The organism is Salipiger sp. H15 (assembly GCF_040409955.1).
Lineage (GTDB): Bacteria > Pseudomonadota > Alphaproteobacteria > Rhodobacterales > Rhodobacteraceae > Salipiger.
Genome location: NZ_CP123386.1, coordinates 160794 through 174886, shown reverse-complemented (window position 1 = coordinate 174886; position 14093 = coordinate 160794). Strand labels below are relative to the sequence as shown.

The window sequence follows — 14093 nt, the reverse complement described above, 5'->3', positions numbered from 1 at the left end:
CCAGATTCGGGATATTCGGCAAGTCGCGGCGTGCGGATACGGAAATTCGGGGCGGTTTCGGAGGCAGGGAGCCAGCTTCGAGCGCCTGAATGCACAAGATTTCAGCGCCGGATGACGAAGCGGCAGGGCTGTGGCGCGCCAGCTCTGGCGCTTGGTGTTCCTTTGGTATGCCATCGCTGCAAACGCAGGCCGCGGTGGTGGCGCGCGGTGCAAAAGGAGACGACGACATGATCCACGCAACGCCGGTGCAGGCGGCGCAGAGCGCGGCGCAGACGCCCGGGGCCCCGGAACCGGAGCGCCGCGAGCCGATCATCGAGCTGGCCCATGCCGGCGTGACCTTCGCGACGGCCAAGGGCGATCCGCTGGTGGCGGTCGAGGACATGAACCTGACCATCTACCGCGAGGAGATCGTTTCGCTGGTCGGTCCCTCGGGCTGCGGCAAGTCCACGGTGCTGCGCATGCTGGCCGGGTTGCAGCAGCCCAGCACCGGCGACATCTGGATCGGCGGCGGCAAGGCGCGCCGGGGCTTTTCCGAGGTGGCCATCGTCTTCCAGCGGCCGACCCTGCTGCCCTGGCTGAACGTGATGGACAACGTGCTCTACCCGGTGAAGGTGCTGCAGCGCCCGACCAAGGCCCACCGCGCGAGAGCGATGGAACTGCTGGCGCTGGTGGGTCTGCAGGACATGGCCGAGCGGATGCCGCACGAGCTCTCGGGCGGGATGCAGCAGCGGGCGTCGATTGCCCGCAGCCTGATCCTCGACCCGAAGATCCTGCTGATGGACGAACCCTTCGGCGCGCTCGACGCGCTGACCCGCGAGGACCTGCAACTCGACCTGCTCGATATCCACGCCGAAACCCGCAAGACGATCCTGCTGGTCACCCATTCGATAGGCGAGGCGGTGCTGCTGTCGGACCGCGTGGCGGTGATGTCGGCGCGGCCCGGACGGATGCAGGATCTGGTCGAGATCGACGTGCCCAAGCCGCGCGGGGCGGACAGCGCCGCGCGTCCCGATTTCCTCGCCCTGTCGCAGCGCATCCGCGACGACATCTTCGGACCCCGCACCGGCCGCAAAGGACGCCGCGCATGAGCCCCGCCCTGAGAAAGATCGTCCTGCCCGTCGGCACCTTCCTGGCCTTCCTGCTCGGCTGGCAGCTGCTGAGCGACGCGCTCGACATCCCGGTCTACCTGCTGCCCTCGCCGCTCGACATCGTCGAGGGCGGCGGCAAGCTCGGCCCGGCGATCCTCAGCAACACGGTCGAGACGATGAAGACCATCCTGCTCGGGTTCCTCTGCGCCTGCGTGGTGGGCATCCCGCTCGGGGTTGTGGTCTCGGTCAACCGCACCGTGTCCGAGATGATCTACCCGCTGATCGTCTTCCTCAACGCCATCCCGATCATCGCCATCGCGCCGATCCTCGTGGTGATCTTCGGCACCGACATGACGACGCGGCTGATCATCGTGACGCTCACCTGCTTCTTCCCGATCATGGTCAACACCGCCGCCGGGATGATGGACACGCCGAAGGAGATGCTGGATCTGGCGCGCGTCGCCGGCGCCTCGCGCATGGGCGAGATCCTGAGCGTGCGCCTGCCGAGCGCCATCCCCTTCATCTTCAGCGGGCTGCGGATCGGCGTGACCGTCGCCGTGGTGGGCGCGGTGGTGGCGGAATTCGTCAATGCCAACAAGGGGCTGGGCTTCCTCGTCACCTCGTCGACGGCGCAATTCGCCATCCCCACCGCGACCGCCTGCGTGGTGATCCTCGCGGTGATCTCGGTGGCGCTCTACGAGGCGGTGAACTGGGCGCACCGGGCGTTCTTCGGCTGGTCGATCAAGACCAAGGCCGGCGAGTGAGCGGCACCTGCCGCAAGACTTCCGGGAAAAGCGAAAAGGCCGGCGTCCCCGCCGGCCTTTGTCATGTCGCGCAGTGGGCGCTCAGGCCACCGCCTGCTGCGCCTCAACACCTTGCCCGAGCTCCTGGTTCACCACCGAGACCCAGTAGGCCGAGCCGTAGGGGATCGCCGCGTCGTTGAAATCGTAGTCCGGCCGGTGGTTGTTCTTCCACTCCGGCCCGTCGCCATTGCCCATCATCACGTTGCAGCCCGGCCGCGCGATGGCCATGTAGGCGAAATCGTCGGCGGCGTTGATCGGCGGCGAGTTCGGGTCGACATTCTCGATCCCGTTCACCGCGGCGGCAGCGGCCACGGCCTTGTCGGTCTCGGCCCGGGCGTTGACCAGCGGCGGGTAGCCGCGCTGGTAGTCGGTCACGGCGCTGGCAAGGCACATGGCGGCGGCGCTGTCCGCCACCTCGGCCAGCCGCTTCTCGAGCAGGTCGCGCACCTCGGGGTTGTGGCAGCGGGCGGTGCCGGTGACCACGATCTGCGCCGGCATGACGTTGTGCGAGGTGCCCGCCTCGATCATGCCGATGGTGAGCACGGCGGAGTCCTGCGCCACCACGTTGCGCGCGACAATGCCCTGGATGCCGAGGATGAAATGCGCCAGCGCGGTCATCAGGTCGATGCCCTTCTCCGGCGCGCCGGCGTGGCCGCCGGTGCCGTTGAAGGTGACGGTCCACTGGTCGGCGCAGGCAAGCTGGCCGCCGACCCGGGTGATGAACTTGCCGACCGGGATGCCGGGCTTGTTGTGCAGCGAATAGACCGCGTCGCAGGGGAACTTCTCGAAGAGCCCTTCCTCGATCATCCGCAGCCCGCCCGCGCCGCCCTCCTCGGCGGGCTGGAAGATGCAATGAACAGTGCCGCCGAAATCGGGGTTCTCGGACAGGTAGCGCGCGGCATTGAGCAGCATGGTGGTGTGCCCGTCATGGCCGCAGCCGTGGAACTTGCCGGGGATGGTCGAGCGGTGACCGAAGGTGTTGGTCTCGTCCATGTTGAGCGCGTCCATGTCCGCACGCAGGCCGACGGCGCGGTTGCCGGGCAGGCGGCCACGGATCACCGCCACGACGCCGGTGCCGGCAAGGCCGGCGTGGTTCTCGATTCCCCACGCGTCCAGCTTCTGACTGACCAGCGCCGAGGTGCGGACCTCCTCGTAGGAGGTCTCGGGATGCATGTGGATGTCGCGCCGCAGCGCCACCATTTCATCCTGCCGCGCCTCGAAGGCGGCAAAGACCTTTTCCATCTGCATGATTTTTCCTCTCCGGTTGGGTCCCTGGGGCTGAAGCAGCCCGATCCTGCGTTATTCGCTTTGTCGGACCGTATCGGTATCCTAATGGTATGCCAACGACAAACCAACCACACCGACAGGAGATTCCATGATGCCGACGAAGTTCCCGAGCGCGATGCTTGTTGCGGGGGCAGTTGCGGGCCTCACCGCCGCCGCCGGACCGGCGCAAGCCGCCGACCAGGTCGACTTCCAGCTCGACTGGACCCCCGGGGGCATCTCGGCCGCCTATTACCTCGGGCTCGACCAGGGCTGCTTCAGCGATCAGGACATCGACGTGACCATCTCGCGCGGCTACGGCGCGGCGGACGCGGTGACCAAGGTGGCGACGGGCGTCGCGGATTTCTCGGTGACCGACCTTGGCACCATCATCGGCACCATCGCCGAGAGCGGTGCCCCGGTGAAGGCCATCGTGCCCATCGTGTCGCAGAACCCGGCCTCGATCGCCGTGCTCGAGGACAGCCCGATCCAGACGCTGGCCGACCTTCAGGGCCGCACCATCGGCACCTCGGTGGGCAACGCCGCCTTCTCCTTCCTGCCGCTCGGGATGGAGATGGCCGGGGCTGACATGGACGCGGTGAAGGTCGAGACGGCGGACGGCTCGGCCCTGAACGGGCTGCTGCTGCAGGGCCGGATCGACGCGCTGGCCAGCTACGTGACCTCGGTCGTCGGCATCCAGGCGCTGGCCGAGAACGCCGGCAAGAAGGTGCGGGCGATCTACTACGGCGACGGGCTCGACATCTACAACGCCTCGATCTTCACCTCCGACAAGCTGATCGCCGAGAACCCGGACCTCGTGAAGCGCTTCAAGGCGGCGGTGCAATGCACCTACGATGCCGCCCGCGACGACCCCGAGGCGGCGATCGACGCCATCGTTGCCCATGTGGACGGCACGCTGCGCGAGAGCCAGGCGCGGATGGTGCCGAACTCGCTCGCCTTCGCCTTCGACAACGCGGTGTTCGAGAAGAACGGCTACGACTTCGACATGGCCCGCGTCGCGCACAACATCGAGGTGGTCGACAAGGTCACCCCGCTGTCGAAGCCGCTGACTGCCGAGGACGTCGTCTACCAGGTCGCCGAGTAAGCCGGGCCTGCTGCCCCTGCCACGTCCTTCCGCCCGGTGCCCGCGCCGGGCGGTGCGGTTTCAAGGGCCCGCTTCCGGGCCGGAATTTCCAGGAGAGCGCCGACATGAGCCTCATCACGACCCGGACGAAGGGTGTCTTCGTCATCGCCGTCACCCCCTTCACCCCGGACGGATCGCTCGACCGCGAGAGTATCGACCGGGTGACCGACTTCTACTTCGAGAAGGGCGCCGACGGGCTGACCATCCTCGGCATGATGGGTGAAGCTCCCAAGCTGACCCAGGTCGAAAGCCGCGAGGTCGCCGCCGCCACCATCCGCCGCGCCGGGGGAAGGCCGGTGGTGGTCGGCGTCTCGGCGCCGGGGCTGGCGGCGATCGGCGAGCTGTCCAAGGCGGTGATGGATCTCGGCGCCGCCGGTGTGATGGTGGCGCCGCCCATGGGGCTTGCGACCAACGAGCAGGTCGAGGCCTATTTCGCGCAGGTGGTCGAGGTGCTCGGCCCCGACGTGCCGCTGGTGCTGCAGGACTTCCCGCTCTCGACCAAGGTGCCGATCTCGACGGGCTCGCTCGGCCGCATCCTCGAGGCACATGACAGCATCGTCATGGTCAAGCACGAGGACTGGCCGGGTCTGGCCAAGATCACCGCCCTGCGCGAGGCCGAGGCAGCGGGGCGTCGGCGCGTGTCGATCCTCTGCGGCAACGGCGGGCTCTTCCTGCCCGAGGAGATGCGGCGCGGCGCGGATGGCGCGATGACCGGCTTCGGCTTCCCCGAGATGATGCGCGACATCGTGCGCCTGTCACAGGCGGGCGCGTGGGAGCGCGCGTCGGATGTCTTCGAGGCCTACATGCCGCTGGTGCGCTACGAGCAGCAGCCGGGCGTCGGCCTCGCGGTGCGCAAGTACGTGCTGGAAAAGCGCGGCGCCATTGCCTCGGCGGCACAGCGGCGACCCGGCGCGGCCCTACCGCCCGCCGCCGTGGCCGAGGTCGAGCGGATGCTGGCCCGGCAGGCGGCGAAGCTGGCGGCGCTGACCGAGCCCGCCTGAGACCAAGGGGGTTCCGCTCAGCGGAACCCCTTCAGCCTGCGGGCGGGCATCAGGATGTTCGCCGCGAGGCCCAGGGCCATCAGCGCGCAGGCGGCGGCGGGCAGCGACCAGAGCGGCAGGGTCGCGGGCTCTCCGGCGAGGCCCGCGTTCAGCGCCGCGAGCCCCATCAGCGAGACCCCGAGCGTGCCGCCGATCGAGCGCATGAAGGCCAGCACGCCGATCGCCGCGCCCATCTGTCCGGGCTCGGCGTCGTTCTGCACCGCCAGCGTGAACACCGGGTAGAGCATGCCGATGGCGAGCCCGAGCCCGAAGGTGCTGGCGATCACCGGCCCCGGTGTCGGGGCCAGCGCGACGAGCGCGGTGAACCCCGCCGCCAGCGCCGTGCCCGCCAGCGCCGCGCTCACCAGCAGCGGCTTGTAGGCGGGGTTGCGGCGCAGCAGCACCGGCGGCGCGTAGGCGCCGATCATGATGCCTCCGACCAGCGCCAGCAGCGCCGCGCCTGCCATCGCCGGCGAGAAGCCGAAGGCCGCGTGGTAGTAGAGCGGCAGGTAGACCGCGAGGCCGATGTTCACCGCCTGGCAGGTCGAGAGCGACAGTGCGGCGAGCAGGATCGTGCGGCTGCGAAACACCGTCAGCGGGATCAGCGGATCCCCGGCGCGCGCCATGCGCAGGCCAAAGGCGATCCAGCCGAAGAGGCCCGCCGCCGCCAGCACCGGTGCCCAGCCGGGCAGCAGCTGCGCCCCGGCGATGCCGTCGATCAGCACCAGCGTCGGCACCGTGGCCAGCAGCAGGAAACCCGCCCCCGGCCAGTCGATGCGGCGCCCCTTGGTGGCGGCGCGCGGGGCGAGCGCAGTCATCACGCCCCAGCACACGGCGGCGCAGGCGGGCAGGTTGAGCCAGAACACCACGGTGTAGCTCAGCCGCTCGGCCACCAGCCCGCCGAGCAGCGGGCCGATCAGCCCGGCGACTGCGTAGATGGTCGAGATATAGGCGCTGTAGCCCGCGCGCTTCGACATGGGCACGCGGTCGGCGATGATGATGAAGGGCAGGGCGACCATGCCGCCCGCCCCCGCGCCCTGCACCAGCCGCGCCAGCACCAGCATCGGCAGCGTTGGCGCCAGCGCGCAGAGCACCGAGCCCGCGAGGAAGAGCCCGTTGGCGATGAGCAGCGCCTGCCGCCGCCCGCGCAGGTCGGCGATGGCGCCGTAGAGCGGGGCGGCGACGGTGGCGGCGACGAGGTAGCCGGTGGCGATCCAGCCCAGCAGCGCGCCGCCGCCGAGCCGGTTCAGGATGTCCGGCAGAACGGGGCCGACGATGGTCTGTTCGAGCGCGGCGACGAAGAGCGCCAGCAGCGCTGCGGAGAGCAGCCGGGGCGTGCCCGGCGCGAGGAAGCCGAGCAGGCCCGGCCCGCAGGTCGGCTCGGGGGTTTCGGTGGACATGTCGGTCATGGGGTCAGTGCCGGATCCCGAGGATGAAATCGACGATGGCATTGCGCACGTGGTCGAGGTGGGTGCCCATCAGCCGCCGCGTCAGCTCGGGATCGCTCCCGGCGGCGGCGCGGATGAGGGCGAGGTGCTCCTCGGTGCCGGGCCGGCGGCGGTGCGAGATGCGATTGGTGTTGAAGATGTGGGTGCGCCGCCGCAGGTCGAGGATGCTGCGGGTCAGCATCGGGTTGCCCGCCGCCTCGGCGATGGTGTGGTGCACGAGGTCGTCCACCGCCCAGTGCTGCGCCGCGCTCACCGTCTCGAGCCGCAGCATCTCGTCCAGCCCGGCTTCGACCTCGGCCAGCTTCCCGGGGGTGATCCGGCCGGTGGCGCGGGCAGCGGCCTCCATCTCGAGGATTTTCCGAAGATCCAGCAGCCGCACGTAGCTCTCGATGCTGATGTCGTTGACCACCAGCTTGCGGCCCGGGCCGCGCAGGATCAGCGCCTCGGCCTCGAGCCGGAACAGCGCCTCGCGGACCGGGGTGCGCGAGATCTGCATCATCTGTGCCAGCCGCCGCTCCTGCAGCGATTCGCCCGGCACCAGCTGCCCGGCCAGCAACATCTCGAGGATGCGCGTGTAGGCCTGGTCGGACAGGCTCTGCTCCACCGGCGCGAGCTGCGGCGGACTCGCCGGAAGGCTCCTGTCGTCGATTCCGTCCATGCGCTTTCCCCGTGGTTTGATGCGTGATGAGGGCGCAGGCGGCGGCATTGCATCCCAGTGGTCGACCAATGTGATACCTTATTGGGCAGAGCCTGTGAAGCGTCGAGAAACATGGCAGTCCCGCCGCGCTGCGTGATTGACCAAATTTGTGTCCCATTGGTATGCCAAGTGCGTACCAATCACGCCAGACCTGAAAGGGAGACCCCATATGGCCATCGCACCTTGGCGCGCGACCTGCATCCAGATGGAAAGCCGCATCGCCAGCAACGCATCCTCGAAAGAGGCGGCATGGGAGATCATCAACGGCAATATCGCCAACGCGCTGAGCAAGATCCGCGCGGCCTGCGAGGGGCCGACGCCGCCGAAGCTGGTGGTGCTGCCGGAGTTCGTCTTCACCGGCCCGCAGCGCGCCACCGCCGTGGCCGACTGGATCGAGCGCGCCTGCACCACCATTCCCGGCGCGATCACCGAGACGCTGGCGGACCTCTGCCGCGAGTTCGGCATCTACATCGCGGGCAACCATTTCGAGGTCGATCCGAAATGGCCCGACCGCTACTTCAACTCGTCCTTCCTGCTCGACCCCAAGGGCGAGGTGATCCTGCGCTACCGCCGGATCAACACCGGCAGCTGGACTTCGCCGCATGACATCCTCGACGAATACCGCGAGGCCTATGGCGAGGACGGCATCTTCCCGGTGGCCGACACCGAGCTTGGCCGGCTGGCGATCTACCCCTGCGGCGAGGTCAACGTGCCCGAGATCACCCGCGTCTTCATGTTGCGCGGCGCCGAGGTGATCCTGCACCCCAACAACGAGCCGCTGACCCCGATCGCCGACATGGCCAAGCAGTGCCGCGCCTTCGAGAACATGACCTATCTCATCTCGGCCAACATCGCCGGGGTTGCGGGCTTCTCCGACACGGCGACCGGCGGGCATTCGATGATCGTCGATTTCCGCGGCAACCGCATCGCCTACGAGGACAGCGCCGAAGAGACCGTGGATTGCTCGGCGATGATCGACATCGAGGCGCTGCAGGCAGCCCGGCAGGACCGCGGCATGGGCAACAGCCTGCTGCGCAGCCGCTTCGACATGTACCGCAGCTACTACTCGACCGCCGAGTTCTACCCGGCGAACGCGCTGGCGCAGACGCCGGTCGCGCAGAACGAGGACTTCGCCCCGGTCCAGGAAAAGGCCATCGCGCAACTTGCCCGCGCAGGCGTGCTGCGCAGCGAGTGATCGGCCACCTTCCGGCGACCGGACAAGAGACCACGCGCAAGCCGCCCTTCGGGGCGGCTATCTTTTTCCGGCAGCAGGCCGGGCAAGCGCCACCTTTTCAGGCAGCCGCGCCGCGAAGACCCGGATTTTCCCCCCGCGCCCGCAAAAACTCTGGATCTGAATCGGTTTTGGGAATTCCGATGGTATACCACCAATGTGCCATAAAAGACCCGGCACGCAAAACAGCAGGGAACCACAATGACAAAGCAACTTCGCATAGACTTCAGGGCGCTCGCTGTCGGTGCCTTTGCCAGCCTCGCGCTGCCGGGCCTGGCCTCGGCCGCGGACCTGCAGGACGTCCGCCTGCGCCTTGCCTGGATTGCCGGCGGCGTTGATGCCCCGGTCTTCATGGCCGCCGAGAAGGGCTATTTCGCCGAGGCCGGTCTCGAGGTCGAGATCGTCGACGGCAACGGCTCGACCGGCACGATCCAGGCGATCGGCAGCGGCGACTTCGACATCGGCATCGCCGGCATGGGCGCGCTGGCGCAGGCGCAGCAGGCGGCTGGCGCGCGCGACATCATCTCGGTCGCGGGGCTCCTGCAGAAGGACCCGACCTCGATCATCTCGCTCGAGGGCTCGGGCATCAAGGAGCCCAAGGACATCGAGGGCAAGCGCCTCGGCACCGACGCGGGCAACCTCGAGGACGGCATGATCCGCGCCTTCGCCGAGGCCAACGGCGTCGATTTCGACAAGGTCGAACTCATCGTCATCAACGGCGGCGCCGACCGCGTGGCGCTGCTCAAGGGCGACGTCGACTTCATCAACGGCTGGGCCAACCCCGATGGCGACAAGGTTGCCGCGCAGCGCCCGATCGAGGAGCCGCTGCTCTTTGCCGATTACGGCGTGAACCTCATCGGCTCGTCGGTGATCGTGAAGAAGGACTGGCTGGCCGAGCACGGTGACGCGGTGAAGGGCTTCATCGCGGCGCTGCAGAAGGGCAAGGCCGACGTCGCCGCCGATCCCGAGGCCGCGCGCGACATCTTCATGGAGTACCGCCCGGACGCCGATGCCGACGCGATCCTGCAGGAGATCAAGGTGATGCAGAAATACGAGCACACGGCCGCCTCCGAGGGCAAACCCTATGGCTGGGTCGCGCCGTCGGACGTCGAGCTGACCATCTCGCTGCTCGAGAAATACTCGGGCATGACGCCCGGCCTCACCCCGGCTGACATCTACTCGGATGCCTACCTGCCGGTCCTGACGCAGTAAGCGCAGCGCCCTGATCCCAGGCGGGGGCCGCCCGGCCCCCGTTTCCCATGACAGCCGGGCAACCGGCAGGACGTGCCGGCGCGCGCCGGCGGAAAGACAGGCCCATGGATTTCGAACTCTCGGGCAGGCATGCCCTCGTCACCGGCGCAAGCTCGGGGCTGGGGCTGGCCATCGCGCAGAGCCTGCTGGCCGAAGGCGCCAGCGTCACCCTCGCCGCCCGCTCGGCCGAGAAGCTGCAGGCGGCGATCGCCGCGCTGCCCGGGGACCAGCGCGCCCGCTGCGACATGGTCGCGGCGGAATTCGGGGTATCCGGCGCGGTCGAGGCGATGCTCGCGGCCGCGACGCGGCAGACCGGCCGGGTGGACATTCTCGTCGCCAATACCGGCGGCCCGCCCCCGGGCCTGCCGAGCGCCATCGACCCCGAGGAGATGGCAGCGCAGTACGGCAGGATGATCGACCCGGTGCTGCGCCTGACGCTGGCGCTGGTGCCGGGGATGCGGGCGCGCGGCTGGGGAAGGGTGCTCACCGTCGCCTCCTCGGGGGTGATCCAGCCGATCCCGCACCTGCCGATGTCGAACGCGCTGCGCGCCTCGCTCGTCGGCTTCATGAAATCGCTCGCCGGCGAGGTCGCGGCCGACGGCGTCACGGTCAACGTGCTGGCGCCGGGGCGCATCGCCACCGCCCGCACCGCCGAGCTTGACGCTTCCGCCGCCGCCAAGACCGGCAAGACCGTCGAGGAGGTGGCCCGCGCCTCGGCCGCGAGCATTCCCGCCGGGCGCTACGGCACCCCGGCCGAGTTCGGCGCCGTCGCCGCCTTCCTCGCCAGCGCGGCCGCCGGATACGTCACCGGCAGCACCATCCGCATCGACGGCGGCGCGATCCGTGCGATCTGACGCAGACACCAGCCCGGCCCCTTCAGGGGGCCGCGTTCACCACACACAACAGGGGGGCCGGGTCACCGGCCGCACAGAATGAACGTCATGCCAAGCAACGGGGACCTCGCGCCCCCTCATGTCAGCATCTCGGGGGTGACCAAGGTCTTCTCCGGCCGCAAGGGCGAGGTCGAGGCGCTGCGCACCATCGACCTCGACATCCGCCGCGGCGAGTTCGTCTCGGTGGTCGGCCCGTCCGGCTGCGGGAAGTCGACGCTGCTCATGCTGCTCTCGGGGCTTCTCGGGCGCAGCGCCGGAGAGATCACCGTGGATGGCACCAGCATCGCCGGGCCGAACTCGGACCTCGGCATCGTCTTCCAGCAGGACGTGCTGCTCGAGTGGCGCTCGGCACTCGACAACGTGCTGCTGCAGGCCGAGATCCGCAAGAGCGACATGACCGAGGCCCGCACCCGCGCCCGCGAGCTCCTGCGCATGGTCTCGCTGCAGGACTTCGAGGACGCCTATCCGCGCGAGCTTTCGGGCGGGATGCGCCAGCGGGTCTCGATCTGCCGCTCGCTGCTGCACCAGCCGCCGCTGCTGCTGATGGACGAGCCCTTCGGCGCGCTCGACGCGATGACCCGCGACCAGCTGCAGATCGACCTGCTGAAGCTCTGTTCGGCGCGCGACATGACGGTGTTCTTCATCACCCACTCGATCTCCGAGGCGGTCTTCCTGTCGGACCGGGTGGTGGTGATGACGCCGCGCCCGGGGCGGATCGAGCGGGTGCTCGAGATCGACCTGCCGCGCCCCCGCCGCCTCGCCATGCGCGAGGATCCCAAGTTCATCGGCTACGTCCGCGAACTGACCGAGATCTTCAAGTCCCTCGGCGTCTTCAAGGAGGAATGAACCCATGGCCTCGGTTCCCGACACCACCTACATCGCCCGCCGCAACCCCTTGAAACAGCTGGGAGAGCGCATCCCCCCGGCGGTCTGGACGCTGATCGCGCTGCTGCTCTTCTGGGAGCTGATGGTGCGCTGGCGCGAGATCCCGGAATACATCCTGCCCGCGCCCTCGGTGATCATGGCCGAGATCGTCAGCTACTGGCACCGGCTCTGGCCCAACGCGCTGGTGACCATGGGCGAGATCCTCTTCGGCTTTGCCTGCGCGGTCGCCATCGCCGTGCCGCTGGCGGTCTCGGTGGTCTACTCGCGCTTCATGGCGCGGGCGGTCTTCCCGATCATCGTGATGAGCCAGACCATTCCCAAGGTCGCGGTGGCGCCGCTGCTGCTGAGCTGGTTCGGCTACGGCATCACGCCGAAGATCGTCATCGTCATCATGCTGAGCTTCTTCCCCATCGTGATCAACACGGTCATGGGGCTGCGCGCCACGACCCCCGAGATGCTGCACCTTGCGCGCTCGATGGGGGCGAACGGCTGGCAGATCTTCTGGAAGTTCCGCCTGCCCAAGGCGCTGCCCTTCGTCTTCGGCGGGTTGAAGCTGGCCACCGCGCTCTCGGTCATCGGCGCGATCGTCGCCGAGTTCATCGGGGCCGACAAGGGGCTCGGCTACCTCATCCTGATCGCCGGGGCCAACTTCGACATTGCCCGGCAATTCGCCTCGATCATCCTGATCTCGGTGATGGGGATGAGCTTCTTCGGGCTGCTGACCTGGCTCGAGCGCGTGGCGATCCCCTGGCGCGAGAGCGTCGAGCTGTCGGGCAAGGGCTGAGCCTCCGTAAACCCCGAGCCTGCCGCGCCCCAGTCGCGGCAGGCTCCTGCTTTCCGGGTGGAACGCTTCCGGATGCCGCCGATATGGGGCTGGATTGACGGGACGAAAGTCATATCCAGCCCGCGCGCCATATGAGTCGAAGGCACGACGATCCGGGTAATCCTCAAGTGCCGGGGTTTTGATATGCATATCCGATATGATGGCCGCTACCGTCCAATAAGTATATATCCTGAGCGATATTTATATCTTTGGTATATATGCAATTGCAGGGATCACTCATTTTCTTGGAATCGCTCGATTTATGTGGAACCATGATTCCGGGCAGGTGAGGAATTGAAAGCCGCGGAATTCGGCGACATATGGGTTTCCATCGAGGACAGACCATCACGCTGCCCCAATGCTCCGGCGGGCCTTTGCCCGTTTGCACTGGAATTGTTACTGTTGAGGTCTCGGATGGTACGGGTACGGAAATTGGAAACCAGCTTCGAAGGGCGGGAAGTCGCCAGCCTTCTCCACGCGCTGACGCAGCACGAGAACTACTGGTCGGCGCTGGTCCTGAGCGCGGACCACATTGAGGGCAAGGCGGTGAGCCAGGAGATGGTCCTGACCTGGCGCGCGGCGCGACGGCTGCGAATCCGCATCGAGCAGGAGATCGAGGCCGGCCCCCTCGCGGAAATAAGCCAGGGGCCGACCTCGATGGATATCTACTAGGGTCAGGATGCATTGATTTCGCTCGAACAGCATGATTCACGGCTTCGAAAACGGAGCGGTGACATGAGCGATCTCTTCTGGCTGACCGACGCGCAGATGGCACGCCTGGCCCCTTTCTTCCCCAAGCCTCATGGTAAGCCTCGGGTCGATGATAGACGGGTTTTGAGTGGGATTATCTTCATCAATCGCAATGGCTTGCGTTGGCGGGATGCGCCGAAGGAGTACGGTCCGCACAAGACGCTCTACAGCCGGTGGAAGCGGTGGAGCGAGAAAGGCATCTTCGCTCGGATGATGGCAGGTCTGGCCGCTGAGCACGGCGAAGAGAAGACCGTGATGATCGACGCGACATATCTCAAGGCCCATCGAACGGCGACCAGCATGGCCGCAAAAAAGGGGGGCGCGGTCGCCTGATCGGTCGAACCAAAGGCGGCATGAACACCAAGCTGCACGCCATCTGCGACAGTCTGGGACGACCGATCGACCTGTTCGTCACCGCCGGACAGGTCAGCGATTACATCGGCGCACGCGTATTGCTCAGCGGCCTACCAAACGTCAAATGGCTGCTCGGGGATCGTGGCTATGACGCTGATTGGTTCAGAGAAGCGCTGCAGAACAAAGGGATACGCGCCTGTATCCCAGGCCGAAAGAAACGCAAGAAGCCGGTCAAATACGACAAACGCCGATACAAGCGGCGCAATCGCATCGAGATCATGTTCGGAAGGCTCAAGGACTGGAGGCGTGTGGCCACCCGATATGACCGGTGCCCGAAGGTCTTCCTTTCGGCCGTCGCCCTAGCCGCCCTCGTCATCTACTGGTTATGAATCCTGACCCTAGATCTCCGCGCGGGACAAAAAA

General features: G+C 67.5%; 14 protein-coding genes. 11 read left to right on the top strand and 3 right to left on the bottom strand.

The window, feature by feature from the left end; translation table 11 throughout:
* Positions 1-227: 227 nt before the first annotated feature.
* Positions 228-1088 (top strand): ABC transporter ATP-binding protein, encoded by an 861-nt coding sequence (locus tag PVT71_RS23375; protein WP_353475920.1) that lies wholly within the window; start codon positions 228-230, stop codon positions 1086-1088.
* The gene (locus PVT71_RS23370; protein WP_353475919.1) at positions 1085-1852 is read left to right on the top strand and encodes an ABC transporter permease; all 768 of its coding nucleotides are present in this window, start codon (positions 1085-1087) and stop codon (positions 1850-1852) included. Before PVT71_RS23375 ends, PVT71_RS23370 begins: the two co-directional genes overlap by 4 nt.
* 81 nt (positions 1853-1933) lie before the next feature.
* Here the strand turns inward: PVT71_RS23370 and PVT71_RS23365 are convergent, their stop codons facing one another.
* Positions 1934-3139 (bottom strand): M20 aminoacylase family protein, encoded by a 1206-nt coding sequence (locus PVT71_RS23365; protein WP_353475918.1) that lies wholly within the window; start codon positions 3137-3139, stop codon positions 1934-1936.
* Positions 3140-3266: 127 nt separating this feature from the next.
* Here PVT71_RS23365 and PVT71_RS23360 point away from each other — a divergent pair, with 127 nt between their 5' ends.
* Together PVT71_RS23360 and PVT71_RS23355 are read left to right on the top strand one after the other, a co-directional pair.
* Positions 3267-4259 (top strand): ABC transporter substrate-binding protein, encoded by a 993-nt coding sequence (locus PVT71_RS23360; RefSeq protein ID WP_353475917.1) that lies wholly within the window; start codon positions 3267-3269, stop codon positions 4257-4259.
* 104 nt (positions 4260-4363) lie between these two features.
* Positions 4364-5299: a dihydrodipicolinate synthase family protein gene (locus PVT71_RS23355; RefSeq protein ID WP_353475916.1), complete on the top strand. Its 936-nt coding sequence runs from the start codon at positions 4364-4366 to the stop codon at positions 5297-5299.
* Between the two features lie 17 nt (positions 5300-5316).
* On the opposite strand, the gene PVT71_RS23350 is transcribed toward PVT71_RS23355, so the two are convergent.
* Together PVT71_RS23350 and PVT71_RS23345 are read right to left on the bottom strand one after the other, a co-directional pair.
* Entirely contained in the window at positions 5317-6747 is a 1431-nt protein-coding gene (locus tag PVT71_RS23350; RefSeq protein ID WP_353475915.1) for an MFS transporter, read from the bottom strand.
* A 4-nt stretch (positions 6748-6751) separates the two neighbouring features.
* Positions 6752-7444: a GntR family transcriptional regulator gene (locus PVT71_RS23345; protein ID WP_353475914.1), complete on the bottom strand. Its 693-nt coding sequence runs from the start codon at positions 7442-7444 to the stop codon at positions 6752-6754.
* Positions 7445-7652: 208 nt separating this feature from the next.
* Here PVT71_RS23345 and PVT71_RS23340 point away from each other — a divergent pair, with 208 nt between their 5' ends.
* From PVT71_RS23340 to PVT71_RS23310, 7 genes are all read left to right on the top strand, one after another.
* Positions 7653-8678, top strand: a complete 1026-nt coding sequence (locus tag PVT71_RS23340) for a nitrilase-related carbon-nitrogen hydrolase (RefSeq protein ID WP_353475913.1) — start codon at positions 7653-7655, stop codon at positions 8676-8678.
* A 237-nt stretch (positions 8679-8915) separates the two neighbouring features.
* On the top strand, positions 8916-9926 hold the full coding sequence (locus tag PVT71_RS23335) for an ABC transporter substrate-binding protein (RefSeq protein ID WP_353475912.1): 1011 nt from the start codon (positions 8916-8918) through the stop codon (positions 9924-9926).
* Between the two features lie 104 nt (positions 9927-10030).
* Positions 10031-10819, top strand: coding sequence for an SDR family oxidoreductase (locus PVT71_RS23330; RefSeq protein ID WP_353475911.1), 789 nt, complete (start codon positions 10031-10033; stop codon positions 10817-10819).
* 87 nt (positions 10820-10906) lie between these two features.
* Positions 10907-11704 (top strand): ABC transporter ATP-binding protein, encoded by a 798-nt coding sequence (locus PVT71_RS23325; protein WP_353475910.1) that lies wholly within the window; start codon positions 10907-10909, stop codon positions 11702-11704.
* Between the two features lie 4 nt (positions 11705-11708).
* A complete protein-coding gene (locus PVT71_RS23320; RefSeq protein WP_353475909.1) occupies positions 11709-12527 on the top strand; it encodes an ABC transporter permease in 819 nt (272 codons plus the stop codon).
* A 453-nt stretch (positions 12528-12980) separates the two neighbouring features.
* Positions 12981-13238 carry a hypothetical protein gene (locus PVT71_RS23315; RefSeq protein ID WP_353475908.1) on the top strand — a complete coding sequence of 86 codons (258 nt, stop codon included), beginning with the start codon at positions 12981-12983 and terminating at the stop codon, positions 13236-13238.
* 63 nt (positions 13239-13301) lie between these two features.
* Positions 13302-14059 (top strand): IS5 family transposase gene (locus tag PVT71_RS23310; protein WP_353475907.1). Its coding sequence is split into 2 segments (ribosomal slippage): positions 13302-13623 and positions 13623-14059, totalling 759 coding nucleotides; the frame shifts between segments, so codons are not numbered across the junction.
* The last annotated feature ends 34 nt before the right edge of the window (positions 14060-14093 follow it).